Below are 26,640 nucleotides of genomic sequence, written 5' to 3'. Positions count from 1 at the left end.
ACCGCGCACGACGCCGGGCGAGCGCGGCAGACCCGGCGCCACGGTGGTGGTGATCGCGCCGAGGGACGGTCTTGACGCCTGGGCGCCGGATCCGGGCGAGGCCAGGCGGCTGGTCGCCTCCGGGGTGCCGCATCTCTACACGGGTGTGGTCGAGGGGACGGGCGTGGTCGGCCCGCTGGTGCTGCCGGGGCGGACGGCGTGCGGGGAGTGCCTGGGGCTGCGGCTGGCCGACGAGGACCCGGCCTGGCCGCGGATGCTGGCCCAGCTCAGGTCGGGGCGGCAGCCCGCGGTGCCCGCCTGCGACATCGCGCTGGCCACCTCGGTGGCCGGGCTGGCGGCCGGACAGGTGCTGGCGCACCTGGACGGACGGGTGGCGCCGGGGGTCGGCGGCCGGATGGAGATGTCGCTGTCCCGGCTCACCACCAAGGTCACGGCGCTGCCCGGTGACAGCCGCTGCGGGTGCGGTGCCGGGACCGCCCGCGGGGCGCGGGACGGCCGGGGCATCTGGGGCGACACAGACGGGGGCAAAGCGGCGGAGCCGACGACAACCGGTGCTCGCTGGGACGGGGCGCCGGTGGCGGGGGGCACAATGGCCATGTGACCGACGGGAAATGAGGGGCGCATGTCTGATCTTCCGCGCAAGGCTGTGACCCGTACCGCGAAGCTGGCGGCGCTCCCTCTCGGGTTCGCCGGACGGGCCACGCTCGGGCTGGGCAAGCGGCTGGGGGGCAGACCGGCCGACGAGGTCGCGACCGAGTTGCAGGAGCGGACCGCGGAACAGCTCTTCAAGGTGCTCGGCGAGCTGAAGGGCGGGGCCATGAAGTTCGGCCAGGCCCTGTCGGTCTTCGAGTCGGCACTGCCGGAGGACATCGCCGGGCCCTACCGGGCGGCGCTCACCAAGCTCCAGGAGGCCGCCCCGCCGATGCCCGCCCGCACCGTGCACAAGGTGCTGGCGGAGCGGCTGGGCAAGGACTGGCGCTCACTGTTCAACGAGTTCGAGGACACCCCGGCCGCCGCCGCGTCGATCGGCCAGGTGCACCGGGCGGTATGGAGCGACGGGCGCAAGGTGGCGGTCAAGGTCCAGTATCCGGGGGCGGGCGACGCGCTGCTGTCCGACCTGACGCAACTGGGCCGGGTGGCACGGCTGTTCGGGCCGCTGGTGCCGGGGGTGGACGTGAAGCCGCTGCTGGTGGAGCTGCGCGAGCGGGTCGAGGAGGAGCTGGACTACGCCCTGGAGGCCAGGGCGCAGCACGCGCACGCGGAGGAGTTCGCCGAGGACCCGGACGTCCACGTGCCGGACGTGGTGCACCAGGCCGACGAGGTGCTGGTCACCGAGTGGATGGACGGCGTGCCGATGTCGGAGGTCATCTCCGGGGGCAGTCAGGAGATGCGGGACCGCGCGGGGCAGCTCCTGGCGCACTTCCTGTTCGCCGGGCCCGCCCGCACCGGGCTGCTGCACGCCGATCCGCATCCGGGGAATTTCCGGCTGCTGGTCGACGACGGGCCCGCCGAGGGGTGGCGGCTGGGCGTGCTGGACTTCGGCACCGTCGACCGGCTGCCGGAGGGGCTGCCGCTGCCGATCGGCACCGCCCTGCGGCTGGCCCTGGAGAGCGACGCCGACGAGGTCTACGCGATGCTCCGCCAGGAGGGTTTCGTGAAGCCGACGATCAAGCTGGACGCGGAAGCCGTGCTGGACTATCTGCGACCGATCATCGAACCGGCCGGGCGCGAGGAGTTCACCTTCGACCGGGCGTGGATGCGCGCCCAGGCGGCCCGGATCGCCGACCCGCGCTCACCCGCGCACCAGCTCGGCAAGCAGCTCAATCTGCCGCCCTCCTATCTGCTGATCCACCGCGTCACCCTCAGCACCGTCGGGGTGCTGTGCCAGCTCGGCGCGACGGTCCGGCTCCGTGACGAGCTCAACGCGTGGCTCCCCGGATTCGACCCCGAGGGCACGGCGGAGTCGGCCTGAGCGGGCGCGGGCGCCGTGCGGCGGACGGCGGAGGCCGGAGCTGACGCTGGGGCTGGGGCTGGGGCTGGGGCCGACGCTGGGGCTGGGGCGGCTGGGGGCGGCGCTACCACCACGCGGAGTCGAGGCGGCTCTCGATGCTGCGGAGGTGCTGGCGCGCGCACGTGACGCAGAAGTACACGCGATGCCCGTTCTCGACGGAGCAGGTCCACGTCAGCGGCAGGCCATCGTGGGTCTCGCCGCAGCGGGCGCACGTGGTCGTGGTCGTGGTCTGAGAGTTCTTCTGATCCACTGGTTGACGATACCTCCGCATGCGCCGCGTTTGTCGCCGTAACGCACCGCGGGGCCGGTCCTTTCGGACCGGCCCCGCGTCAAATGTTGGTAACTGCCTGACTGGTTACCGCATCACTGGTTACTGCATGACGGCCATCGCCAGCGCCCGGCGGGCACGGAGCGAGGCGCGTTCGGCACGGCGCTGGAGTCGGCGGGCGGCGAGCAGCCGCACGGACCTTCGTTCGTGTTCGGCCTCGTACAGGCGCTGTTGCATATGGGCACGCGCCAGTGCTTCTGGCATGAGTTGCATTTCGAGGTTCCTGTTCTGGTACGACGCGGGGGCGTCGGAAGTACGGGCTGCGGGGATCTCGGTGAGTGTGGGGTTCATCGGGGCCTGATTCTTCGGGTCGCGCGTGAGTGGGCGGTCGATCGTTCCGGGCAGACGCGCCGTGCTGGCGCTTCGGGTGGTGCGGGCCTTCCTGACGTTCCGGGCCGGCCGGGTCCTGCTGGCGGTCATACCGCGACCGCGTCCTTGCGCGGACGGCCACGGGGCCGCTTGCGGGGCACGACAACACCCTGGATGAACAGCTCGCCGCCCCAGACACCCCAGGGCTCGCGGCGGTCCTTGGCCCCGGCGAGGCAGGCCTCACGGACGGGGCAGGTCTGGCACAGGGACTTCGCGTACTCGACGTCCGCCGGCGACTCGGCGAAGAAGACCTCCGGGTCGTAGGTGCGGCACGGGACGGGCACGCCGAGTCGCTCGATCTCGTCATCGAGCTCGGTGAGGGGCAGCAAGGGAGTCTCCGGGTCGTGGTGTGCTTCTGCGGGCGAGCGGTTCAGGTCGGGCTGGGGTCCGGACGGTGCGTGCTGGGCGGTAGGCACGGTTGGTTCGTTCCTCGTCTGTCGGTCCGGCCGGTGGGCCGGTTTTCTGTTTCTGCCTGTCCTGCGGAACAGGCTTTCTGTCTGGAGAGAAAACAGAAGGGCCGCGGATCCCGGTCTGGGATTCCGCGGCCCTGAGGCGCCGACCTGATGCGTTATCAGGCTGGATCGCTCCAGGGTTCGAGCCCGCGGAAGGCCCACTTGCCGTACTGCTGCGTCTTCTGCTGTCCATTGCCATTGGCGAAGCCGCCGTTGGCGAAGCTTTCGGTAGCGCTCTTGGCATCAATCGCGGCCTTGGCGGTACCAGCGCCGGCACCGTTGGCCGCCGCCGCGAAGGCAGAGGCATGCGCCAGAGCCTTCGCCGCTACCGCCGCCGCGGGCGCCTGCATCGGTCGCTCGTTCCGCTCACGGATCGGCAGAACCGGGAGCAGGGCGGAGGACAGACGGGTGGCACGCGGCGAAACGCCGAGCGGGCAGGTGGCGACGACCGAACGATCGGTCATTTTCACGCTGGTCATGATGCTGATCATTGGGCTCGCCTCCTCTCGGCGTCGTAGTGCGGATGGAACAGACTGCCAGTACATCACGATCAGACCCGCTCTTGGAAGAGCCGCTCTCGACCGTGCTCCCGAAGGCTATGGGGACTTCCTCGGGATGCGCAAACTATTTTTCCGCCTCTTCTTCAGTTTCTTCGGAAGATCCTTCGGCGGCCTCGTTTCCGCCCGGTTCCCCGCCCGCGCACAGCGCCAGAACGTCCGCGCCGAACTTGTCGAGTTTCCGCGCGCCGACCCCCGCGATCTGCGACAACTCCGCCTCACCGCCCGGCCTGACCTCGGCGATGGCCAGCAGCGTCTTGTCGGTGAAGACGCAGTACGCGGGCTGGCCGAGCGCCTTGGCCTGTTCCATCCGCCACTCGCGCAGCCGTTCGTACAGCGCCTCGTCGAGATCCGAAGGGCAGTCCTCGCAGCGCATCAGTTTGATCTCGCCCGCCTCGGACAGCGTCCGGCCGCAGACCCGGCACAGCACCGGGCCGCGCCGCTTGCGACCGCCGGAACCGCGCTCCACGCCGCCGCTGCCGCCCGCGCCCGCGCCGCGTGCGCCGCGCGGCGCGGAGCCGGGGCGCAGCCCGTCCAGGAAGCGCGAGGGCCTGCGCCCGCCGCGCCCGCCGGGCGAGCGGGACAGCGCCCAGGACAGCGAAAGGTGCAGCCGGGCCCTGGTCACCCCGACGTACAGCAGCCGCCGCTCCTCCTCGACCTGCTCGTCGGTCTTGGCGTAGGTGATCGGCAGCGTGCCCTCGGTGAGGCCGACCAGGAAGACCGCGTCCCACTCCAGGCCCTTGGCGGCGTGCAGCGAGCCGAGCGTGACGCCCTCGACGGTCGGGGCGTGCTGCGCGTTGGCCCGCTCGTCCAACTCCGCGACGAAGTCCGAGAGCGTGGCGTCCTGCCGGGCCGCCGCGAAGTCCTCCGACAGCCGGACCAGCGCGGCCAGCGACTCCCAGCGGTCCCGTACCGCCCCGGAGCCGGCCGGCGGCTCGGAGGCCCAGCCGCGGGAGCTGAGCACCGCGCGCACCTGCTGCGGCACGGTGTTGTCGGCCTCCTCCGGGTCGGTGGACGCGCGGGCGGCGCCGCGCAGCAGCAGCCCGGCCTCGCGCACCTCCGGCCGTTCGAAGAAGCGTTCCGCGCCGCGGAGCTGGTACGGCACCCCGGCGTCGGCCAGCGCCTGCTCGTAGACCTCGGACTGGGCGTTGATTCGGTAGAGGACGGCGATCTCGCTGGGGCGTACGCCGGAGGCGATCAGCTCCTTGATCCGGCGCGCCGCGCCCTCGGCCTCCGCGGGTTCGTCCGCGTACTCGGAGTACACCGGCTCGGGTCCGGCCTCGCGCTGCGAGATCAGTTCCAGCCGGTGGGCGGCGGCCTGGCCGCGGGCCTTGCCGAGCAGGCCGTTGGCGAGGCCGACGACCTGGGGGGTGGAGCGGTAGTCGCGGACCAGCTTGACCACGGTCGCGTCGGGGTGCCGGGAGCGGAAGCCGAGCAGGAAGTCCGGGGTGGCGCCGGTGAAGGAGTAGATGGTCTGCGAGGCGTCGCCGACCACGCACAGGTCGTCCCGGCCGCCGAGCCACAGCTCCAGCAGCCGCTGCTGGAGCGGGCTGACGTCCTGGTACTCGTCCACGACGAAGTGCTGGTACTGCGACCGCACGGTGTCCGCCACGTCCGGCCGGTCCTGCAGCACCCCGACGGTCAGCAGCAGCACGTCCTCGAAGTCGATCACCCCGCGGTCCCGCTTGAGCTGTTCGTACGTGGTGTAGATCTTCGCCACCTCGGCCGGGTCGCGCGGGACGTCACGGCCGGTCTTCGCCGCCGCGGCCGCGTACTCCTCCGGCACCGTCTGCGTGACCTTGCACCACTCGATCTCGCCGGTGACATCGCGCAGTTCGTTGCGGTCCAGCCTGATCCGGCAGCGCGCTCCCGCCTCCGCCACCAGTTGCACCTTGCGCTCCAGCAGCCGCGGGATCTCCCCGCCGATCGCCCGCGGCCAGAAGTACTGGAGCTGCCGCAGCGCCGCCGAGTGGAACGTCCGTGCCTGCACACCGCCCGCGCCGAGCTGCCGCAGCCGCCCCCGCATCTCCCCCGCCGCCCGCGCGGTGAAGGTCACCGCGAGCACACTCGCGGGTTGCAGAATCCCGGCCCGCACCCCGTACGCGATCCGGTGCGTGATCGCCCGGGTCTTGCCCGTACCGGCCCCCGCCAGCACACACACCGGCCCGTGCAGCGCCGTCGCGACGGCGCGCTGCTCGGGGTCGAGTCCGGCGAGCACCGCGTCCGCGGAGTCGGGTTGCGCGGGAAAGAGCGATTCGTGGGTTGTCGCAGTCACCCCGCCACTCTGCCAGGTCCGACCGACACCCCGGCGAAGTTATCCACAGCCGCCCGCGAAACCCGCCCCCGAACCTGTCCCGGGACCGCCCCTGAACCTGCCCCGGGACCCGCCCCGGAATGCCCACTCCCGCCATGGTGTTCTACTGGCGCAGAACCCCCTTCACCCGCAGGCGACGAGGAGCGAGAAGCGATGTCGGGCACCGTGACCATGTACAGCACCACCTGGTGTGGCTACTGCCGTCGGCTGAAGAGCCAGATGGACCGCGAGGGCATCGCGTACACCGAGGTGAACATCGAGGAGGACGCGGAGTCGGCGACGTTCGTGGAGAAGGCGAACGGCGGCAACCAGACGGTGCCGACCGTGCTGTTCCCCGACGGCTCCACCCTCACCAACCCGTCGCTGGCGCAGGTGAAGCAGAAGATCGGCGCCTGACCCGCACCATACGTACGAGCCCGTCGTCGCCGCGAGGCGCGGCGGGCTCAGGCGTGGGTGGCGCGGCCGGCTCAGGTGTTGGTGCCGGGGCGGGGCAGCGGCTTGCCGTACCAGAGTTCGATGAGCCGGGCGGCGATGGAGATGCCGAAGGGCGGCAGCACTTCGCCGGACTCGAAGGCGGCGCGCAGGTCCTCGCGGGAGAACCAGCGGGCCTCGTGGATCTCTTCGCCGTCGACGGTGATCTTCGACGAGGTGGCGTGGGCGTTGAAGCCCAGCATGAGGCTGGAGGGGAAGGGCCAGGGCTGGCTGGCGACGTACTCGACGTCGCCGACGACGACGCCCGCCTCCTCGAAGACCTCGCGGCGTACGGACTGCTCGATGGACTCACCGGGTTCCACGAAGCCCGCGAGGGTCGAGAAGCGCCCTTCGGGCCAGTGGACCTGGCGGCCGAGCAGGGCGCGGTCGTCCTCGTCGGTGACCAGCATGATCACGGCCGGGTCCGTACGCGGGTAGTGCTCGGCGCCGCAGGCAGGGCAGCGGCGGATGTGGCCCGCGGCGGCGATGACGGTGCGCTCGCCGCAGCGGGAGCAGAAGCGGTGCATCCGCTGCCAGTTCTCCAGCGCCACCGCGTGCACCATGAGTCCGGCTTCCAGCGGCGACAGCAGCCCGCCGACCTCGCGGAGCCCCGCGGGACGCGCCTCCTCGTCCATCCGGCCGGGAAGGGTGTCCTTCTGAAGCGCGAAGTAGCGCACGCCGTCCGGGGCCGTGCCCAGGAAGTAGCGGTGCGTCTCGGTTTCCGGGGCGTCGAAAGCGGGGGTCATCACCAGGGCCGTACGCCCGTCCGGCCCGTCCTCGACCAGCACCTGGCCGCCGGAGACGACGAAGACGCGGGTTGTCGGGTGGCTCCAGGCCGCGGCCAGCCACGCCTCGTCCAGGCGGTGGTTCGCGGCTCGGTCGACGCCCTCGTGGGTGAGGGCGAGCGGTTGCGACATAGCGTCGAATCCGGTCAAGGCTGCTTTCAACTCCCGGTGGTCGTGCACATACGTGCAGCCTAGCTTGGCGGGGGTGGTCCCGATTTCCGCGGTCGGGCCCTGCTTATACGCGGTGCTTTTACGCAGTGCTTTTACGCGGTCGGGCCCAGCAGCCGCTCAAGACCCGCCCGGTCCGGGAGGTCCGGCGGGCGGACGACCGTCGCCGTGCGGATATGCAGGAAGGCGGCGGTGACGCGGTCGAGCGGGACGCCCTGGTGCTCCGACCAGGCCAGGCGGTAGACGGCGAGCTGGAGGGGGTCGGCGTCGGTGGCGCGGCCGGTCTTCCAGTCGAGGATCTCGTAGCGGTCGCCGTCCCGGTACACCGCGTCCATCCGGCCGCGGATCACGCGTCCCGCGAGGACCAGGTGGAAGGGGAATTCGACCCGGTACGGGGTGCGGTCGGCGTACGGACCGCGCAGGAAGGCGTCCTTGAGCGCGGCGAGGTCACGTTCGTCGGCGATGTCGTCGTCGCCCTCGATGCCGGGGAGGTCTTCCGGCCCGAAGAGCGGGCGCGCGTCGAACCGCGACTCGACCCACGCGTGGAAGCGGGTGCCGCGCCGGGCGGCGGGCGCCGGGGGGCGCGGCATGGGCCGGGCCAGGTCGCGGGCCAGACCGTCGGGGTCGGCGGCCAGCCGCAGCAGCTGCGTCGCGGTGAGCGCGGCGGGCAGCGGCACCTCCCGTACGCCCGCCCGCGCCCGCCGCAGCTCGTCGGCGAGCGCGTCGAGGTCCCGGTCCCAGGACGCCACCAGCCGCGCCTCTTCCGGTACGAGACCGGGTTCACGTTCACCTACGGGTCCGCGTGCGGGTGCGTCTTGCGCCACGGGACCGCGCGCCGGTACGTCCTCCCGTACGCCGTCCGGCTCCCGTACCGGCGGGCGCTGCGTGGGCAGCGCGTCCCAGTCCGCGATGTCGTCCGCGACGTCGGCCATGTCGTCGGCCATCTCGTCGGCCATCTCGGCCATGTCGTCGTAGGGCGGCTCGTCGTCCGGTTCGTACGACGGCTCCGGCCCGTACGGCGGCGCCGCCGGGGAATCCGCGCCCGGGGCGGGGCCCGCGCCGGCTTCCAGGTAGGTGAGGACGGTCTTCGCCGCCCGGCGCCGCCGTTCCAGGGCGGTCGGGTCCAGGGGCAGCGGCCAGGGGGGCTCGACGGAGGCGGCGAGGGCGGGATTGCGCTCGTCCTCGGCCGGGGGCTCCGCCCAGTGCTCGATCTCGCCGTGGCCCGCCTCGCAGTGGGTGCGCAGGGCGTCGAGGAAGGCGGAAGGCTCGAAGGGCTTCTTCTGCGTGGGGCCCCAGCGGTGGCCGGAGCCCAGCAGCAGGGAGCGCGGGCGGGTGAAGGTGACGTAGCCGAGGCGCAGCTCCTCCACGCGCTGGTGTTCCTTCATGGCCGCGCGGAAGCCGTCGAGCCCGCCGCGGCTCCATTCGGCGACGTCCGGGAGGGTGGCCGCGTCGCCGCGCAGCCCGTGCGGCAGCACTTTCGCGTTGGCGGGCCACAGCTCGCGTCCGCGTTCGCTCGGGAAACCCTTGGCGACCAGGCCCGGCACGGCCACGACGTCCCACTCCAGGCCCTTGGACTTGTGGGCGGTGAGCACCTTGACGGTGTTCTCGCCGCCGGGCAGCGAGCTGTCGAGGCCCTTCTCGTACTGGATCGCGGTGTGCAGGAAGCCGAGGAAGGCCAGCAGCGTGGCCTCGCCGTCGAGGGCGGCGAAGCCCGCGGCGATGTCGAGGAAGGCGTGCAGGGTCTCGCGGCGGCGGGCGGCCAGCGCGTGCGGGGACGCGGACAGCTCGACTTCGAGGCCGGTGACGGCCAGGACCCGGTGGAGCACGTCCATCAGCGGGTCGGCGAGCGCGCGCCGCAGATCCCTTATCTCCGCGGCGATCCGTGCGAAGCGGACCCGCGCCTCGGGCGAGAAGGGCAGGTCATCGTCGGCCGCCGGGGAGTCCAGGGGTCCGAGGAAGGTCTCCAGCGCGTCCGCCAGCGAGATCACCTCCGCCGGGTCGACGCCCTCGACGGCCGCCGCCAGCGGATCGCGCCCGTCCCCCGCGGCCCCGTACCGCACGAGCTGCCGGGCGCGGCGGCCGAGGAGGGCCAGGTCGCGGGGGCCGATCCGCCAGCGGGGGCCGGTGAGGAGGCGGACGAGGGCGGCGTTCGCGGTGGGGTCGTGCAGGACTTCGCAGACCGCGACGAGGTCGGCGACCTCGGGCAGGTGCAGCAGACCGGACAGGCCGACGACCTCGACGGGGATGTCCCGGGCGACGAGCGCGGCGTGGAAGTCGGCGAAGTGCGCGGCCGTACGGCACAGGACGGCGATCTCGCCTGCGGGGGTGCCGGTGCGCACCAGGTGGGCGAGGGAGTCGGCGAGCCAGGCCGTCTCGTCGTCCTGGGTGGGCAGCAGGGCGCAGCGCACCAGCCCGTCGCGTTCGGCGCCGGGGGCGGGACGCAGGGCCTCGACGCCTTCGTGGCGGGCGCGCAGTTCGACGGCGAGGGTGTTGGCGAGGTCGAGCAGGCGCCCGCCGGAGCGCCGGTTCTCGCTGAGCGAGTAGCGGTCGGCGGGGCGGCCGTCGGCGTGGGCGAAGTGCCGGGGGAAGTCGTCGAGGTTGGCCACGGAGGCGCCGCGCCAGCCGTAGATGGCCTGGCAGGGGTCGCCGACGGCGGTGACGGCGTGCCCGGTGCCGCCGCCGAACAGCCCGGCGAGCAGCAGCCGCTGGGCGACGGAGGTGTCCTGGTACTCGTCGAGCAGCACCACCCGGTACTGGTCGCGCAGGATCGCGCCGACCTCGGCCCTGTCCTGCGCGAGCGTCGCGGACAGCGCGATCTGGTCGCCGAAGTCCAGCAGGTCGCGGGAGCGTTTCTCGGCCCGGTAGGCGGCGGCGAGCCCGGCGAGGTCGAGCCGGGCGCGTACCGCCTGCCGCACCTCGCGCGCCCAGGCGTAGCCGCGCGTGGCCGGGTCGATGTCGGCCAGCTCCTCGGCCAGGCGCGTGTCGTACGCCGTCAGCCGCTCGACCGGCACCAGGTGCTCGGCCAGTTCGCCTTCCAGCGCCAGCAGGTCGCCGACGAGTGTGGGCAGGCCCTTGGTCAGCGCCGGATACGGTCCCGGCGCCCGGCGCAGCACCTTCGCGGCGAGCTGGTAGCGGGTGGCGTCGGCGAGCAGCCGTGCGCCGGGCTCCAGGCCGATCCGCATCCCGTGGTCCTTCAGGAGCTGCCCGGCGAAGGAGTGGTACGTGGCGATCTGCGGGTCGCCCGGCGGGTGTTCGGCTCCGGTCTCGGCGTCGCCCTCCGCCGCCGGGTCCGGGTCGGGGTCGGTGATCCCGGCCCGCGCGAGGGCCCTGCGGACCCGCTCGGACAGCTCGCCCGCCGCCTTGTTGGTGAAGGTCAGGCCCAGCACCTGCTCGGGCGCCACCTGCCCGGTACCGGTCAGCCACACCACCCGCGCGGCCATCACCGTCGTCTTCCCCGACCCGGCCCCGGCCACGATCACGCCCGGCGCGAGGGGTGCGGTCACGCACGCCATCTGCTCCGGGGTGAACGGGATGCCCAGCAGCTCCTTGAGCTGCTCGGGGTCGGTGAGGGGGGTTGCCACCCGGGTGAGGCTATCCGGCTCCGCCGACAGCCGCGGCGGCGGAACCCTTCATTCCGCGATCCGTGCGGGGCCACGTACGACAGCGCGTAGGACACCACGTACGACGTCGTAGACCGCCCCGGACGGCGGCTGCCGTTCACTCCACCACCTGGCGTCCCTCCGGTCGCGCCGTACAGGCCGCCCGGAAGGCGCAGTTGGCGCAGTGCTGGCCGGTGGACGGGGTGAAGCGCTCGTCCAGGACGCGGCCCGCGGCCTCGGCGAGCAGGTCCTGCGCCCACTCCCCCGCCAGCGGTTCCTGGCGCTGCACGGCAGGTACGGTCTCGCCGCCCTCCTTGCGGGTCGCGCCGAGCCTGAGCTGGACGAGTTCGGCGCCGCCGGACGGCGGGCGGGTGTCGTTGAAGAGCGGGTCGACGGCGCCTTCGCGCACGGCGAGCTGGTAGACGGCGAGCTGCGGGTGGTGGGTGACCTCGGCCGCGGTGGGCTTGGAGCGGCCGGTCTTGAAGTCGACGACGTACGCGTTGCCCTCGGCGTCGGTCTCGACGCGGTCCATGCTGCCGCGAATCCGTACCCGGGCGTCGCCCGCCTCCAAGGTGACGTCGAAGCCGTGCTCGCTGGCGACGGACGTACGGCCGCGCTCCATGACGTGCCAGCGCAGGAAGCGCTCCAGGGCCGCGCGGGCGTTCTCCTTCTCCTGCCGGGACTTCCACGGCGCGTCGAAGGCGAGGGCGTCCCAGACCGAGTCCAGCCGTTCCATCAGGACGTCGAGGTCGGCCGGGGCGCGTCCCGAGGCGACCTCGTCGGCCAGGACGTGGACGACGTTGCCGAAGCCCTGGGCAGCGGTGGACGGCGGTTCCGCCTTGACCTCGCGGCCGAGGAACCACTGGAGCGCGCAGGTGTTGGCGAGCTGGTCGAGCGCGCTGCCGGACAGGACGACGGGCTGGTCGCGGTCGCGCAGCGGGACCGTCGAGCGGGTCGGCTCGTACAGGCCCCACCAGCGGTCGGGGTGCGCGGCGGGCACGAGCGCGTATCCGTCGTCGTTGAGGGCCGCGAGCTTGGCCAGCCGGCGCGCGGCGACGTCGCGCAGGGCGGGGGACGCGGCGGGGTCGACGGTGGTGGCCCGCAGTTCGGCGACGAGCGCCGCGACGGCCAGCGGGCGGCGCGAGCGGTGGGTGACGTCCTGCGGGGGCACGCCCAGCTCGGCCAGGAAGCGGGAGGGCTGGTCGCCGTCGTCGTTGGCCGACTTCACGGCCGTGACCAGCAGGCGCTCGCGGGCGCGGGTGGCCGCCACGTAGAACAGCCGCCGCTCCTCCGCGAGGAGCGCGCCCTGGCTGAGCGGCGGCGCGAGGCCGTCGGCGCCGATCCGGTCCGCCTCCAGCAGCGAGCCGCGCCGCCGCAGGTCGGGCCAGACGCCGTCCTGCACCCCGGCCACCACGACCAGCCGCCACTCCAGGCCCTTCGACCGGTGCGCGGTCATCAGGCGTACGGCGTCCGGGCGTACGGCCGGGCCGCCGAGCGTGTCGGCGACGATGTCGTGCGCCGACAGCTCCTCGATGAGGTTCAGCGCGCCCCGGCCGCCGGTGCGCTCCTCGGCCCGCGCCGCCGTCTCGAACAGCGCGCACACCGCGTCCAGGTCCCGGTCGGCGTTACGTCCCGCTGCCCCGCCCCGCAGCGCCGCCCGCTCCAGCCTCCCCGGCCACGGCGAGCCGTCCCACAGGCCCCACAGCGCCTCTTCCGCGGTCCCGCCGCCCGCCAGCGTGTCCCGCGCGGCCCTCAGCAGCCCGCCCACCCGCAGCGCCCCCCGCGCATACGCCGGGTCGTGCGCCACCAGCCGCTCCGGCTCCCCCACCGCCTCCGCGATCAGCTCGTCCGACCCCCGCGCCACCGGGTGGCCTGCGGCCCGCTCCTCCTCCCGCAACGCCCGCCCCAACCGCCGCAGATCCGCGGCGTCCATCCCCCCCAGCGGCGACGTGAGCAGCGCGACGGCGTCCTCCACCCCGACGACCACCCGCCGAGCAGCGAGGAGATCCGCGTCCGGGCCGCCGGCGGGCGCAACGGCGCCGTCAGGGCCCAGCGGAGGCACGCCGGGCTCGCCCGCGGCACCGGACGCCGCGTCGGGGACCGGCGAGAGGGCAGCATACCCGCCCTCTCCCTGCGCGGCGCCGGACGGCGCGGAGGCGGAGGCGGAGCCGGGGCCCGACGAAGACACGGCCGGCTCGCCCGACGCGGGCGGGGGGCCCGGTACTCCAGAGAGCGTCCACGAAGATGCGGGCCCCGCGGGGCCGGACGGCGCGTCGGGGACCGGCGAGAGGGCAGCATGCCCGCCCTGTCCCTGCGCGGCGCCGGACGGCGCGGAGGCGGTGGCTTCGCCCAGGACCTCGGGGTCACCCGGCCCAGGCGCGGAGCCCGACACTCCGGCCGCCGTCTGCGAAGACGTAGGCCCGGAAGCCGCGTCGGAGGCCGACGACAATGCGAGTTCGCCGTCGCCTTGCGGGGCGCCCGGCGCGGGCCGCGTGGTCCCGGACGGCGGGGCGGGCGCGCCCCGCGCTCGCAAGGCGTCCCGCGTCGCCTCGGCGGGACTTGGCGTAGCGATGGCGGCGGCCTGCGGGCCGCCCGGGTCCGCGGACGCTCCGGGCGCGGCGCTGCCGTCGGGGGTGGGCGTCGTGGCTGCGGCCACGGTATCCGCGAGCTCAGGCGCAGCCGACTCGGCTGCGAGGCGCAGGGCCAGGAGGAGCGGGGCGACGGCGGGCTCGGCGTGGAGGGGGATGTCGGGGGCGTCGAGGTGGACGGGGACGCCGGAGGTGGTGAGGGCCCGGCGCAGGGCCGGGAGGGGCGAGGCGGAGCGCAGGAGGACGGCCATGTCGTGCCAGGGGATGCCGTCTTCGAGGTGCGCGCGGCGCAGGGTGTCGGCGACGCCGTCGAGTTCCGCGCCGGAGGTCGGATACGTGCGGACGGCCACCGAGCCGTCGGACCGTACGGCGTGCAGCGCGCGGTGCTGCCGTACGGCCGCGGCGGGCAGCTTGGGCAGCGGCATGCGGGTGGTGAGCCGCCGGGTGGCGTCCAGGAGTTCGGCCCCGGCGCGGCGGGAGACGGTGAGGACGCGGACGGCGGCGGCCTTGGCGTCGCGGGGCGGGAAGTCGGCGGGGAAGTCGAGGATGCCGTTGATGTCGGCGCCGCGGAAGGCGTAGATCGACTGGTCGGGGTCGCCGAAGGCGACCAGCGTGCGGCCCTGCCCCGCCAGCGCCTGGAGGAGCCGTACCTGCGCAGGGTCGGTGTCCTGGTACTCGTCGACGAAGACGGCGTCGTACCGCCCGGCCAGCTCCCGGTGCGTCTCGGGCCGTTCGGCGAGCAGCGCGGCCCGGTGGACGAGTTCGGTGTAGTCGATGATCCCTTGAAGGTCGCTGACCTCAAGGTATTCGTCCAGGAAGGCCGCCGCCGCGGTCCAGTCGGGCCGCCCGATGCGGCGGGCGAAGTCCGCGAGGGCGCGCGGGCCGAGCCCCAGTTCCCGGCTGCGCGCGACCACCGCGCGCACCTCGTCGGCGAATCCGCGCGTGGTGCGCGCGGCCCGCAGGTCGTCCGGCCAGCGGAATTTGGCGCGTCCGTCGCGTTCGAGCATGGCCTCTCCGGCCAGCAGCTCACGGACCAGCAGGTCCTGCTCTGGTCCCGACAGCAGCCTGATCGGGTCGGCGAACAGCTCGGGCGTCTGGTGCTCGCGGACCAGGGCGTAGCAGAAGGAGTGGAAGGTGGTGGCGTGCGGCGCCACCACCCCGCCGGTCGCGCCGCCCGGACCGTCGGGTTCCGCCGCCGCCCGCGCCGCCAGCCGGTCGCGCAGCTCGACGGCGGCCTTGCGGCTGAAGGTGAGCACGAGGATCCGGTCGGGATCCGTCCCGGCCCGCACCCGCGCCGTGACCGCCTCGACGAGCGTGGTCGTCTTGCCGGTGCCGGGCCCCGCCAGGACCAGCAGCGGCCCCTGCCCGTGCTCAACCACCGCGCGCTGTGCCGCGTCCAGCACAGGAGGCGTCGCGGCCACCGGCGGCGTCCGCACCAGCCGGTACCCGCCGCCCGCGCCCCGGTGCGCCTGGTGCGGCACGGCCGAGGTGGCGGAGGAGGCGGAGGAGGCGGAGACCGAGGAGGATGTCACGTGGTTCGCCGGTTCTGTCGGGGCCAGGATCAGATGCGCGTACGGAGTCGGGTGCGGGGTCGGGCAGGAGGTCGGTCACAGGCCCGGCCACGGGACAGGTCTCGGGATCGGGCGGTCGTACGGGGACTCGTACGGGACCGCGTACCGGGTCACGTACGCCGCCGGGATCGCGTTCCCGGACGGGAGCTGTCGACGCTACGCCACGCGCGGGATGTACTCCGTACGGACGGCCGATGCCATCGCGGCGGCGCCGATGACGGAAGCTGGAGGACATGAGTCCCCGGCCGTCAGCCGCTGCCGCCCCCCGCGAGGTCGGCCGCGCCCCCGTCCCAGCGGGCCCTGCGCATGTCGACGCGCGGTATGTGCCCCTCGGCGGCCGGGCCGCGCTCGCGCAGCGGGGTGCCCTCGGCGCGGTACGCGTCCAGCGCGCTCAGCTCGTGGCCGGGCAGCAGCGTCCCGTCGGAGCGCACGACACGCCACCAGGTCACGCCGCCGCCGTACAGCGCCATGACCCGGCCGACCTGTCGCGGACCCCCTTCGCCCAGGTATTCCGCGACATCGCCGTATGTCATCACGCGGCCGGGCGGGATCAGTTCTACGGTGTCCAGCACCCGCTCCGCGTACTCCGTGGGGGCACCGGGGTCGTACTTCTCGCTCATCCGAACAATCCTGCCCCAGACCACCGACAACGGGGGGTTCCGGTCCCATTCGCAGACCTCTCATGCCACCATCGTCCGGGCGGTGACTGGTGATACGAGATCAAGAAGAAGAGACGGCTGGGGAGCAGCAGCCGGGCGCGGAGCAGGCCGGACCGGCCGACCGCGCCTCCGACGCGCTGCCCGCGCACCCCGCCGCGCCGGCCGCGAACGGGGCCCACAGAGCGCGCCTCTCCGACCTGCCCGTGCCCGACACCACCCCCGACACCACGCCTGACGCCGCGACCGGCTCCGCAACCGACTACGCAGCCGACTCCGCAACCGGCACGGCCTCGGACACCGGCCCGGACGCCCGCCCGGACACCGGCCCGGACGCCGCAGACGGCACCACGCCCGAGACCAGCCCCGGCACGGCGTCCGGACCCGCTCCCACGCTGACCCCAGAGCCGGGGCCAGGACCCGGCACCGTCCTGGTCGACGAACCGCTGCTCGCCGCCCGCGTGCACCGCCCCGCCGACCTGATGCGCTTCCTGTTCGGGCTCCTGGGCATCGCGGTGGTGCTGGCCATCGCGGGCTTCGCGCACGCGACGACCACCGGCCTGGAGACGGACATCTCCAAGGGCGCCGACCACGCGCCCGACGCCCTGTCGTCCTTCGCGGGCCTGACCGCGAGCATCGCCGTACTGATCGTGCCGGTCGCCTTCGCGATCGAGCGGCTGGTCAAACGGGACGGGCTGCGGATCGCCGACGGCGTCCTGGCGGCCGTCCTCGCGCACGGCGCCGCGCTCGCCACCGACCTGTGGGTGACCAGTTCCGCGCCGAACCCGATCCAGGAGGCGCTGACCCACAGCGCGCCCGGCGGCACCGGCCTCACCGACCCCGTGCACGGCTATCTCGCGCCTGTCATCGCCTACGTGACGGCGGTCGGGATGGCGCGCAGACCGCGCTGGCGGGTCGCGCTGTGGTTCGTGCTGCTGCTGGACGCCTTCGCGGTGCTGGTCGGCGGCTACACGACACCGTTCTCGATCGCCGTGACCGTGCTGATCGGCTGGACGGTCGCCTACGGCACGGTCTACGCGGTCGGCTCGCCGAACGTCCGGCCGACCGGGCAGCACCTGCTCGCGGGCCTGCGCCGGGTCGGCTTCGCGCCGCAGACCGCGCGCCGCGTCGAGCTGGACGGCCCGGAGACCGCGGACTCCGACCGCGGCCGGGCGTATCTGGTGACCTTGGAGGACGGCCCGCCGCTGGACGTCACGGTGGTCGACCGGGAGCAGCAGGCGCACGGTTTCTTCTACCGGCTGTGGCGGCGGCTCGCCCTGGTCGGCGGGATCACGCAGCGGCGCAGTCTGCTGTCGCTGCGGCAGGCGCTGGAGCAGGAGGCGCTGCTGGCGTACGCGGCCATCGCCGCCGGGGCCAACGCGCCGAAGCTGATCGCCACCTCCGAGCTGGGCCCCGACGCGGTGATGCTGGTCTACGAGCACATCGGCGGGCGGCGGTTCGACTCGCTCGCGGACGACGAGATCACCGACGACCTGCTGCGCGAGGCGTGGACGCAGGTGCGGGCGCTCCAGTCGCGGCGGATCGCGCACCGGCGGCTGGTCGGTGAGTCGCTGCTGGTGGAGCGTTCCGGCAAGGTCGTGCTGACCGAGCTGCGCGGCGGTGAGATCGCGGCCGGGGACATCGTGCTGCGGATGGACATCGCGCAGATGCTGACGACGCTGGCGCTGCGGGTGGGGCCCGAGCGCGCGGTGGCCTCGGGTCTCGCGGTGCTCGGTCCTGACCGGGTCGCCAACTCGCTGCCGCTGCTCCAGCCGATCGCGCTGAGCCGGGAGACCCGGGCGCGGCTGAAGGTGCTCGGGCGGGCCCGCGCGCAACGGGAGCGGGACGCGGTGCTCGCGGCGTCGGCGGCGGAGAAGGAGGCGCGGGCCGCGGAGCGCGCGCAGGGCACGGACGTGGCGCACGGCGGCGCGACGGCGGCGCCCCCAGGGGATCTCAAGGCCGGGGACGTCAGGGTCGGAGACCTCAAGGCCGGGGACCTCAAGGCCGAGAGCAAGGCGGGCAAGCTCAAGGCGGGCCGGAAGGCCGAGCGCAAGGCCGAGAGCAAGGCGGAGAAGCGGGCCATAGAGGACGCGCTGGAGGAGGCCCGCGAGGAGGACCTGCTCTCCCTCATCCGCCAGCAGGTGCTGCTGATCCGTCCGCAGGCGCCGGTCGAGCCGGTCCGTCTCGAACGCATCAAGCCGCGCACGCTGATCACGGTGATCGCGGGCGCCTTCGCCGCGTATTTCCTGCTGTCCCAGCTCAGCTCGGTGCCGATCGGCGACGCCATCGCCAACGCCGACTGGCGGTGGGCGGTGGTCGCGGTCCTCGGCTCCGCGGCCAGTTACGTCGCCGCCGCGTGCGCGCTCTCCGGCTTCGTACCGGAGCGGCTGTCGCTGGTGAAGACGGTGCTCGCGCAGGTCGCCGGGTCGTTCGTGAAGCTGGTCGCCCCGGCGGCGGTCGGCGGTGTCGCGCTCAACACCCGCTACTTGCAGAAGGCGGGCGTACGACCCGGCCTGGCGGTGGCGAGCGTCGGCGCCTCCCAGCTCGTCGGCCTCGGCTCGCACGTGGTGCTGCTGATGGCGTTCGGCTTCATCACCGGTACGGAGAAGACGCCGTCGCTGTCGCCGTCGCGTACGGTCATGGCCGGGCTGCTGACCGCGGGCGTGCTGGTGCTGGTCGTCACGGCGGTGCCCGCGCTGCGGAAGTTCGTCTCGACGCGGGTACGCGCGCTGTTCGCCGGGGTCGTGCCGCGCATGCTGGACGTGCTCCAGCGGCCCGTGAAGCTGATCACCGGCATCGGCGGCACGCTGATGCTGACGGTCACCTTCGTGATCTGCCTGGACGGCTGCGTACGGGCCTTCGGCGGCCACCTCAGTTACGCGGCCATCGCCGTCGTCTTCCTCGCGGGCAACGCGCTGGGGTCCGCCGCGCCCACCCCCGGTGGCGTCGGCGCCGTCGAACTCGCCCTCACCGGTGGCCTGATCGCCGCCGGGCTGCCGAAGGAGGTCGCCACTCCCGCCGTGCTCTTCTTCCGGCTGCTGACCTTCTGGCTGCCGGTGCTGCCGGGCTGGGTCTCCTTCCACCACCTCACCCGCAAGGGCGAGCTGTAGCGCGCGGGTTGACGCACCGCGCGGCAGACCGGCCCCCGGCGCCGTACGACGCCGGGAACCGGCCGACCGACCCCGCCGACCGACCCCGCCGACCGGCGCGACCGACCGAATCAGCGGGCCCTACGCGCTACTTGATGTCGGAGATCTTCTTCGTCGCCAGGTCCGACTGCACCTTGAGCGTCCGGTACGTCTCGTGGCCCTTCCCGCCGAACGTCAGCCGCACGTTGGTGAAGGCGTGTCCCGCGCCGCTGCCCGCGTACGTCACGCGCCACGCCGTCGGTACGTTCTGGGCGCGCAGCACGCCGTCCGCGTGGTTCTTCTTCTCCCACGCGGCGAGCTTCTTCTGAAGGCCCTTGGTCAGGAAGTGCGACCGCAGGTCGGCGCCGAGGCGGCTGTCGTGGTCCGAGACGGCGTCGATGTAGGAGCCGTAGAAGTCGGCGACGCGTCCCGTCGTGGACTGCGGGCTGCCGGAGCCGATCACCGGCTCGGACGTGTGGGCCTTGTGCGCGGCGGCGTGCCCGTGCGGGTGTCCGACGGTCCGCGGCTGGGACTGCGCCTGCGCCGCGGCGGCGGGTACGGCGACCGCGAGCGCCAGCGCGGCCGTGGTGAGGGCGATACGGCGGACCGTACGGGTACGGGTACCGGTGGTGCGGCTCTGCTGCATGACGTGCCTTGCCTTTCGAAGGTTCTTCGAGGGCTCGGGTGCTCCGCGCCACGCGAAGTCGTCGTGTTCTCCGCGGTGTTCGACGCGTTCGAGCCCATTCGCTGCTTTTGCAGCGTTTGTTCGGGACCCACCACTTGTATCCAATAGGTCACCGACTATCCGTTAGGAGGGGTTGTGTCCTTGATGGGTTGTGCGGCATCCGGGTGGAATCGGCGCCTGTGCCGTCGCGGTGACCCGCGCGTGACCGAACCAGCACGCTTCCGCTCTCAACACGGGCCGCCGCCTTGGGTACGGTGGTTCCACTTGGATACGGGGCCAAGGGGTGTTCGGCGTTCGACGTGTTGTTCGGCCGATGCCCGTCGGAGCCCCGGCGAGCACCGATCGGGAGCGTTGACCATGCGAGTCCACTGCGGCGCCACGGCCGTCGCGTTGACGGCGACCGCCGTCCTGGCGCTGTCCGCCTGCGGCGGCGGTGGAGGTGGCGGCTCCGACACGATCGACGGGGACTCGGCGAACACCGCCTCCCCCACCGCGACGGCCGCCTCTCCCACGGCGTCGGCGTCCGCCGAGCCGACCGCGCCGCCGGTGACGCAGGATCAGAACCTGGCGCTGCCCAGCGATCTGAAGCTGGTCTTCGACTGGCCCGCGCCGACCGGTCACGCCGAGGCCGCCGCGCTGGGCAACGCCGCCAACTTCATGCGCAGCATCGCCCACGGCATCGTGAAGCGGAATGTCAACGAGCCGCTGGTGGCGCAGTACGCGCAGCCGGGCGGCAGCGCCGCCGCGTATGCCCGCACCCAGATCGGGCAGGCGGTGAACGGCGGTTGGACCGAGACCGGCACCGACCGCTTCTACCGGCCCACGGTGAAGGTGACCTCGGCGAAGACCGCCGCCACGGTCGGCTTCTGCGACTTCCAGGGCAAGGTCTACGGCAAGGACGTCAGGTCGGGGAAGCTCCTCGGCACGGCGGTCACCGACAGCAGTTACGTGTACTTCACGATCGTCATGGCCAAGTTCCCGGCGGGGGCCGACCTGTGGCAAGCCGTGTCCGTCGATGCGAAAGCGAAGGCAACGCAATGCAAGGAGTGACCACCACACCGGGCCCGGCAACGGGCCTGCGCCGTGCGGCTCTTGGCGCCGCCACCGCGATCCTCGTGACGGCCGCCACGGCCACCGTCGCGGCCCCGGCCTTCGCCGACGTGCCCGGCGGCAAGACCAGCGGCTCGGGTGACGGCAAGGGCAATCTGAGCGCGGGCGTCCAGGTCACCTACGCCACGAGCGGGGGCAGCGGGGGCTCGGGAGGCCATTCGCTCGGCGCCGCCAACAATGTGACGTGGACGCCGCCGCCGTGCTGGATCGGCCCTGTCGCCGGCCCCGCCGAATTCAAGAAGATGGTCGAGAAGCAGGTCAAGGACACCGACGAGTATCCGGGCCAGGCCAATTACGCCATGCAGGCCATGGACGAGTACAAGAAGCACTACTCGGAGGGCAAGACCTGGAGCGGCAACGGCGAGAAGGCGTACAAGAACTACAATCTCGACCAGCAGGGCAAGGGCGCTTTCTGGGGTCCGGTGACGAATCCGAACTCCGACAGCCCCGACCGCTTCGACTGCAACGGCACGTTGCCCTTCTGGGTGCCCAACGGCCAGCGCCCGCCCGCCGGTACGCCGAATGTGATCACCACGGAGATGCTGGCCAGGCTCGCCTTCGCGCACACCAAGGTGCCGGGCGTGGACATCCGGACGAATCCGGTGGGCACCCAGACCGTCAATCTGCCCACCTGGGTGACGCTGGACGAGAACTACGCGCCGATCACCGTCAGGGCCGAGCTCAACATCCCCGGCGCGCAGGCCATATGGGCCGAGACGACGGCCACGCCGACCAGCGTCCACATCGATCCGGGAACGTCGGACGCCACCGTGTACCCGTCCTCCGCCGAGTGCGCCATCGGCAAGGGCGGCCAGGTCGGCGCCCCGTACACCGAGGGCGCCACCGGCAACCCGCCGTGCGGTGTGACGTATCTGCGCTCCACGCAGAGCACCGGCGCGTACAACCTGAACGTGACGGCCACCTGGAAGGTCGCCTGGCACGGTTCGGACGGCGCGGCCGACAACCCGCCGCTGCCGAACGGTGTGATCACCCAGAACCACCCGGTCACGGTCCAGGAGATCCAGACCGTCAACCGCTGAAGCGGACCGTGCGAAAGGCCCGCCGCCCGGAGGAGTTCCGGGCGGCGGGCCTCATGTCACGACTGAACGGCTCACGGCCGATAGCTCACGGCCGAACGGCGCGGCCTAGAACAGGTAGTTGTACGTGTTCCAGCCGGTGCCGATCTTCACGCGCGGGGCGAACGGCCCACTGGCGCTGCCCGTACCCTTGTAGAGCCACAGGACACCCGCCGTGTCACGGGCGATCAGGTCGTTGCGACCGTCACCGCTGGTGTCGCCCAGGCTGAGGATCTTGTTGTAGGTGTTCCAGCCGGGACCGATCTTCGTCTTCGCCGCGAACGGCGCGTCGGCGTTGCCGGTGCCCTTGTAGAGCCAGAGCACACCGCTGCTGTCGCGGGCCACGATGTCGGGCTTGCCGTCGCCGGTGAGGTCACCGCGGCCGGTGATCTGGGTGTAGGCGTTCCAACCGGGCCCGACCTTGCGCTTCTTGGTGAACGTGCCGTCGGCGTACGACAGGTAGAGCCACAGCACGCCGCTGCTGTCCCGGGCGAGCAGGTCCGGGTTGGCGGCGCCGCCGAGGTTGCCCGGCGTCACGAAGGCGCTGAAGACGTTCCAGCCGCTGCCGATCACGGTGCCCTCGTCGGGCGAGGCCGCCGAGAAGATCCGGAGCGTGCCGCCGAACCGCGCGTAGACGTTCACGTGCGTGTCGTTGCCCGAGTTGTTCTTGAAGAACGCGTTCGCGCTGCCCATACCGGTGCCGGTCTGGGTCCGGGAGCCGAAGCCGTTCGCCTTCGGCGGGTAGCTCCAGATCCGGCCGCTGGAGTCGCGGCCGTCGATGCCGAACGACCAGATCTTGTCGTCCTGCGCGACGTTCGTGGAGAACGTCGAGACGCCCGGTGCGGCGGTGTGGCTCTGCGCGTCCTTGACGGTGGTGAGCGCGGGCGAGCCGCCGTCGGCGCTGGCGGCGACGGAGGCGCCCAGCACCATGGCGAGCGTGCCCGCGGTCACCGCGGCGGCCCTGGCCTTCATTCCCCGTCCGGTCCGCCGCGTTTTCTGCGTTTTCACGTAGTGGTCCCCCTCAGTGAAATGTCCCTGCTCCGTACGGATCACTCCGCACGGAAGCCCCTGACGCTACCCTCTTCGCCCCCCGGCTCCCTCATGGGCAGGTCATGGGTCCGTCACAGTTTCGATACTGTCAAGGACCCCTGGAAGAACAGGACATGACGACGGCACGGCGGAGGGGCCCGGTGCGTGGCACCGGGCCCCTCCGCCGTAAGACCGCTTCAACCGGCCCAGGACAGGCCCTAGTACACCGGCTTGTCGGGCTCGATCGTGTTGACCCAGCCGATCACGCCGCCGCCGACGTGCACGGCGTCGGAGAAGCCCGCGGACTTCAGGACGGCGAGGACTTCCGCGGAGCGCACACCGGTCTTGCAGTGCAGGACGATCCGCTTGTCCTGCGGCAGGTGCTCCAGGGCGCTGCCCATCAGGAACTCGTTCTTCGGGATGAGCTTCGCGCCGGGGATGGAGACGATCTCGTACTCGTTCGGCTCGCGGACGTCGATGACCTCGATGTTCTCGCCGTCGTCCATCCACTCCTTGAGCTGCTTGGGAGTGATGGTCGAGCCGAGCGCGGCCTCCTGGGCCTCCTCGGACACGACGCCGCAGAAAGCCTCGTAGTCGATCAGCTCGGTGACGGTCGGATTCTCGCCGCAGACCGCGCAGTCCGGGTCCTTGCGGACCTTCACGGTGCGGTACGTCATCTCCAGGGCGTCGTAGATCATCAGGCGGCCGAGCAGCGGCTCCCCGATGCCCGCGAGCATCTTGATGGCCTCGGTGACCTGGATCGAGCCGATCGACGCGCACAGCACGCCGAGGACGCCGCCCTCGGCGCAGGACGGGACCATGCCGGGGGGCGGGGGCTCCGGGTAGAGGCAGCGGTAGCAGGGGCCGTGCTCGGCCCAGAAGACCGACGCCTGGCCGTCGAAGCGGTAGATGGAGCCCCACACGTAGGGCTTGCCCAGCAGTACGGCCGCGTCGTTGACCAGGTAGCGGGTCGCGAAGTTGTCCGTACCGTCGACGATCAGGTCGTACTGCGCGAAGATCTCCATCACGTTCTCGGCTTCGAGCCGCTCTTCGTGCAGGACGACGTTCACGTACGGGTTGATGCCCTTGACGGAGTCGCGGGCGGATTCGGCCTTCGAGCGGCCGATGTCGGCCTGGCTGTGGATGATCTGACGCTGGAGGTTCGACTCGTCGACCTCGTCGAATTCGACGATGCCGAGCGTGCCGACGCCCGCGGCGGCCAGGTACATCAGGGCCGGAGAGCCGAGCCCGCCGGCGCCGACACACAGCACCTTGGCGTTCTTCAGCCGCTTCTGGCCGTCCATTCCCACGTCGGGGATGATCAGGTGGCGCGAATACCTGCGGACCTCGTCAACGGAGAGCTCGGCGGCCGGCTCGACCAGGGGTGGCAGCGACACAGGGACCTCAGCAATACGGTTGGTCGGTCATCAGTCAGTACGTGCGGTACGTGCTGTCCCTGCAACACTGCCACGCCGGTCTTCATTCCAAGACACCCGGTCCGAGGACCGAGACGGATTCGGCTCACATCCCGGGCAGCGCTCCGCCGAGGTCTCGCTACGCGCTCGGCGACGGCTGTCTGCGCAGCATACGGACGGATTCGTGCCAGTATCCGGCCAGGCCCGCCCACGGGTCGGCGCCGTCCCGGTCCGTGCGGTCGGTGAGGCAGACCGTGGACGCGCCCTGCCAGCGGGCGATCCGCAGGGCGGTGTCCAGATGTGACCTGGGCAGGCCGTGCACGAGGTGCACGAAGCGTTCCGGCGGGTACGCGGCCGTCCACTCCGGCGCCTCCGACCAGCGGTAACTGGTCCAGGGCCCGCGGAAGGTGACGAGCTGGTCGGCCAGTTCGGCGTATCCGGGCCACGGGTGCTCGCCGTGGCCGAGGACGATCTGGCCGCCGCCGCTTTCCGGTACGCGCGAGGCGGCGGCTCCCCCTTTCCGGCTGTCCTCGGTGCGCTCGGTGTCGTCGGTGTGCTCGGTGTCGTCGGTGTCCCCGGTCTCCGAGCGCAGCAGTGCCCGCAGCGTGGTCACCACCCGGCGGCACTCGGCGGCGTCGGCGCGGCCGGTCGGGGCGCGGTCCAGGTAGAAGCCGTCGACCCGGTACCAGTCCAGGTAGTGGGAGGCGTCGGCGAGCAGGTCGCCGAAGGCCCTGGCGCCGTTGCGGCAGTCCAGCAGTCCGAGGACCGGGACGCCGTTCTCACGGACGCGGCCGACGACCTCTCCGTACAGCGGGTCGGGCCGGGTACCGGGGCCGCGGGCCACGTCGAAGGCGGCCCAGTGCAGCGGCGCCCCCGGCCGGGCCAGTTCGGCCCATTCGGTGGGGGCGACCAGCGGGTGCGCGAACGCCGGGACGCCGAAGCCCATCGCGTCCCGGCCCGCGCCCGCCCGGCGGCGCAGTCCCGTGCCCCACTGGTGCGGTCGCGTCAGACGCGACATGCCGCCTCCATCCACACGTCGGCCAGGGACTCCTCCAGCCCGATCCGGGGCCGCCAGCCGAGCCGGTCCCTGGCGGTACGGACGTCGGCCTGCTGCCAGCCGCCGCAGCCGTCGGGGTACGGGGGCGGCCCGGCGGAGGCGGGCGTCTCGTCCAGCTCGTGCAGCGAGCCCTCGTAGCCCGCCACATGGGCGAGGGCCGCGGCCATCTCCCGCATCCGGACGGCCCGCCCGCTGCCGATGTTCACCACGCCCTGCGCGGCGGACAGCGACGCGGCGTGCACGGCGCGGGCCACGTCGCGGGCGTCGATGAAGTCGCGCTGGACACCGAGGCCGCCCAGTTTCAGCTCGCCGTCGCCGTTCTGCATCGCGCGGCGCAGGGTCTCGGCGACCCGGCCGAGCGGGGCCCCGGTCGGAGTGCCGGGACCGACCGGGCTGAACACCCGCAGCACCACGGCGTCGAGACCTGAGCTGAGGACCAGCTCGGTCGCGGCGAGCTTGCTGACGCCGTACGGGCCGCCGGGGCGCGGCACCGCGTCCTCGCCGGTGGACGCGCCCTGCGGCGAGGGCCCGTACTCGGAGCCGCAGCCGAGCTGGACGAGCCGGGCGTCGACCTGGCTGCGGCGCATGGCCTCGCAGACGGTGGCGACGGCGACGGTGTTCTGCCGGGTCAGCTCGCGGGCGCCGCCCCTGGTCGTACCGGCGCAGTTGATCACCACTCCGGGGTGCACGGCGTCCAGGAACCTGGCGAGGACGCCGGGCGCGCCGCTCGCCAGGTCGAAGCGGACGTCCGCGTCGTCGCTCCTGCCGAGCGCGGTGAGCTGGACGGCGGGGTCGGCGAGGAGCCGCTCCGCGACATGCCGGCCGAGGAAGCCGTCGGCTCCGAGCAGCAGCACTCTCATCGCGTGCCTCCGAGTGCCTGCGCCGGGTGTCCCGTCGTCCGCCCGCGGGGCGGAAGGCCGTCCTCGCGGACGAGGGGGCGTGCCGGGCGTGCCGGGCGTGCCGGGCGTCGCGCCGCGGACGGGGAGCTCTGCGCGGGCCCTCGCGTGCCGCGGGCGGTCGGGGTCGGGGCGGTTCGGTACCTGGTCAAGGGGTGTTCTCCTGGTCGTTCGTTCTACTGAGGTCAGGGGTGATGGCGCGGCAGCGGCCGGTGCGCGGAGGCACGGGGCAGCACGCGGAACGCCTGCGCGGTCAGCGCGAGTGCGGCGGCGCCGCAGATGACGGCTTCCGCGGTGGCGGGGGCGGGGCCGAGGTGCAGGGGGGTCGCGGCGAGGGTCAGCGCCTCGGCGGCGCAGGCCGCGCCGAGACCGGCC

The 26,640-nt window shown here is 73.0% G+C and carries 19 protein-coding genes and 2 pseudogenes; 6 read left to right on the top strand and 15 right to left on the bottom strand.

What is annotated here, in order from left to right:
• Both BGM09_RS21665 and BGM09_RS21660 read left to right on the top strand, forming a co-directional pair.
• A pseudogene (locus tag BGM09_RS21665) lies at positions 1-601 on the top strand (ThiF family adenylyltransferase); the annotation flags it as partial.
• Between the two features lie 21 nt (positions 602-622).
• Complete coding sequence (locus BGM09_RS21660; protein ID WP_188283324.1) at positions 623-1,972, top strand: ABC1 kinase family protein; 1,350 nt, start codon at positions 623-625, stop codon at positions 1,970-1,972.
• A gap of 103 nt (positions 1,973-2,075) precedes the next feature.
• Here the strand turns inward: BGM09_RS21660 and BGM09_RS21655 are convergent, their stop codons facing one another.
• The 5 genes from BGM09_RS21655 to BGM09_RS21635 all read right to left on the bottom strand — a co-directional run bounded on the left by BGM09_RS21655 (position 2,076) and on the right by BGM09_RS21635 (position 5,992).
• Positions 2,076-2,261, bottom strand: a complete 186-nt coding sequence (locus BGM09_RS21655) for a hypothetical protein (protein ID WP_223187396.1) — start codon at positions 2,259-2,261, stop codon at positions 2,076-2,078.
• 120 nt (positions 2,262-2,381) lie between these two features.
• A complete protein-coding gene (locus BGM09_RS21650; protein ID WP_188283322.1) occupies positions 2,382-2,630 on the bottom strand; it encodes a hypothetical protein in 249 nt (82 codons plus the stop codon).
• Positions 2,631-2,755: 125 nt separating this feature from the next.
• On the bottom strand, positions 2,756-3,124 hold the full coding sequence (locus BGM09_RS21645) for a WhiB family transcriptional regulator (RefSeq protein WP_391044318.1): 369 nt from the start codon (positions 3,122-3,124) through the stop codon (positions 2,756-2,758).
• 155 nt (positions 3,125-3,279) lie between these two features.
• Positions 3,280-3,651, bottom strand: a complete 372-nt coding sequence (locus BGM09_RS21640; RefSeq protein WP_188283321.1) for a hypothetical protein — start codon at positions 3,649-3,651, stop codon at positions 3,280-3,282.
• Positions 3,652-3,784: 133 nt separating this feature from the next.
• Entirely contained in the window at positions 3,785-5,992 is a 2,208-nt protein-coding gene (locus BGM09_RS21635; protein WP_188283320.1) for an ATP-dependent DNA helicase UvrD2, read from the bottom strand.
• 192 nt (positions 5,993-6,184) lie between these two features.
• On the opposite strand from BGM09_RS21635, the gene BGM09_RS21630 reads away from it, so the two are divergent.
• Positions 6,185-6,427 (top strand): mycoredoxin, encoded by a 243-nt coding sequence (locus BGM09_RS21630; protein ID WP_188283319.1) that lies wholly within the window; start codon positions 6,185-6,187, stop codon positions 6,425-6,427.
• 71 nt (positions 6,428-6,498) lie between these two features.
• Here the strand turns inward: BGM09_RS21630 and nudC are convergent, their stop codons facing one another.
• The 4 genes from nudC to BGM09_RS21610 all read right to left on the bottom strand — a co-directional run bounded on the left by nudC (position 6,499) and on the right by BGM09_RS21610 (position 15,833).
• Complete coding sequence (gene nudC, locus BGM09_RS21625; protein WP_188283318.1) at positions 6,499-7,419, bottom strand: NAD(+) diphosphatase; 921 nt, start codon at positions 7,417-7,419, stop codon at positions 6,499-6,501.
• A 131-nt stretch (positions 7,420-7,550) separates the two neighbouring features.
• A complete protein-coding gene (locus BGM09_RS21620) occupies positions 7,551-11,036 on the bottom strand; it encodes a UvrD-helicase domain-containing protein (RefSeq protein WP_188283317.1) in 3,486 nt (1,161 codons plus the stop codon).
• A gap of 136 nt (positions 11,037-11,172) precedes the next feature.
• Positions 11,173-15,174, bottom strand: coding sequence for a UvrD-helicase domain-containing protein (locus tag BGM09_RS21615; protein ID WP_188283316.1), 4,002 nt, complete (start codon positions 15,172-15,174; stop codon positions 11,173-11,175).
• 287 nt (positions 15,175-15,461) lie between these two features.
• Positions 15,462-15,833, bottom strand: a complete 372-nt coding sequence (locus BGM09_RS21610; protein WP_188283315.1) for an MGMT family protein — start codon at positions 15,831-15,833, stop codon at positions 15,462-15,464.
• 89 nt (positions 15,834-15,922) lie between these two features.
• On the opposite strand from BGM09_RS21610, the gene BGM09_RS21605 reads away from it, so the two are divergent.
• Entirely contained in the window at positions 15,923-18,979 is a 3,057-nt protein-coding gene (locus BGM09_RS21605; RefSeq protein WP_411158347.1) for a lysylphosphatidylglycerol synthase domain-containing protein, read from the top strand.
• Positions 18,980-19,106: 127 nt separating this feature from the next.
• Here the strand turns inward: BGM09_RS21605 and BGM09_RS21600 are convergent, their stop codons facing one another.
• Entirely contained in the window at positions 19,107-19,643 is a 537-nt protein-coding gene (locus BGM09_RS21600; protein WP_188283314.1) for a hypothetical protein, read from the bottom strand.
• A gap of 396 nt (positions 19,644-20,039) precedes the next feature.
• Here BGM09_RS21600 and BGM09_RS21595 point away from each other — a divergent pair, with 396 nt between their 5' ends.
• Both BGM09_RS21595 and BGM09_RS21590 read left to right on the top strand, forming a co-directional pair.
• Positions 20,040-20,732 carry a hypothetical protein gene (locus BGM09_RS21595; protein ID WP_188283313.1) on the top strand — a complete coding sequence of 231 codons (693 nt, stop codon included), beginning with the start codon at positions 20,040-20,042 and terminating at the stop codon, positions 20,730-20,732.
• A complete protein-coding gene (locus tag BGM09_RS21590) occupies positions 20,729-21,832 on the top strand; it encodes a hypothetical protein (RefSeq protein WP_188283312.1) in 1,104 nt (367 codons plus the stop codon). The genes BGM09_RS21595 and BGM09_RS21590 overlap by 4 nt, the downstream gene beginning before the upstream one ends.
• A gap of 105 nt (positions 21,833-21,937) precedes the next feature.
• Here BGM09_RS21590 and BGM09_RS21585 read toward each other — a convergent pair whose 3' ends face one another.
• The 5 genes and pseudogenes from BGM09_RS21585 to BGM09_RS21565 form a co-directional block, all read right to left on the bottom strand.
• Positions 21,938-22,876 (bottom strand): VCBS repeat-containing protein, encoded by a 939-nt coding sequence (locus BGM09_RS21585; RefSeq protein WP_317452818.1) that lies wholly within the window; start codon positions 22,874-22,876, stop codon positions 21,938-21,940.
• Between the two features lie 239 nt (positions 22,877-23,115).
• Positions 23,116-24,294, bottom strand: coding sequence for an adenylyltransferase/sulfurtransferase MoeZ (moeZ, locus tag BGM09_RS21580; RefSeq protein WP_188283311.1), 1,179 nt, complete (start codon positions 24,292-24,294; stop codon positions 23,116-23,118).
• Between the two features lie 157 nt (positions 24,295-24,451).
• The gene (locus BGM09_RS21575; protein WP_188283325.1) at positions 24,452-25,258 is read right to left on the bottom strand and encodes a spherulation-specific family 4 protein; all 807 of its coding nucleotides are present in this window, start codon (positions 25,256-25,258) and stop codon (positions 24,452-24,454) included.
• 59 nt (positions 25,259-25,317) lie between these two features.
• Positions 25,318-26,229: an NAD-dependent epimerase/dehydratase family protein gene (locus BGM09_RS21570; protein ID WP_188283310.1), complete on the bottom strand. Its 912-nt coding sequence runs from the start codon at positions 26,227-26,229 to the stop codon at positions 25,318-25,320.
• A 221-nt stretch (positions 26,230-26,450) separates the two neighbouring features.
• Positions 26,451-26,640: pseudogene (locus BGM09_RS21565) on the bottom strand (hypothetical protein); the annotation flags it as partial.

Origin of the sequence: Streptomyces sp. CBMA29 (assembly GCF_014596445.1) — a bacterium.
Lineage (GTDB): Bacteria > Actinomycetota > Actinomycetes > Streptomycetales > Streptomycetaceae > Actinacidiphila.
The sequence above is the reverse complement of the archived record's forward strand: the minus strand, read 5'-3'. Positions and strand labels throughout refer to the sequence as shown.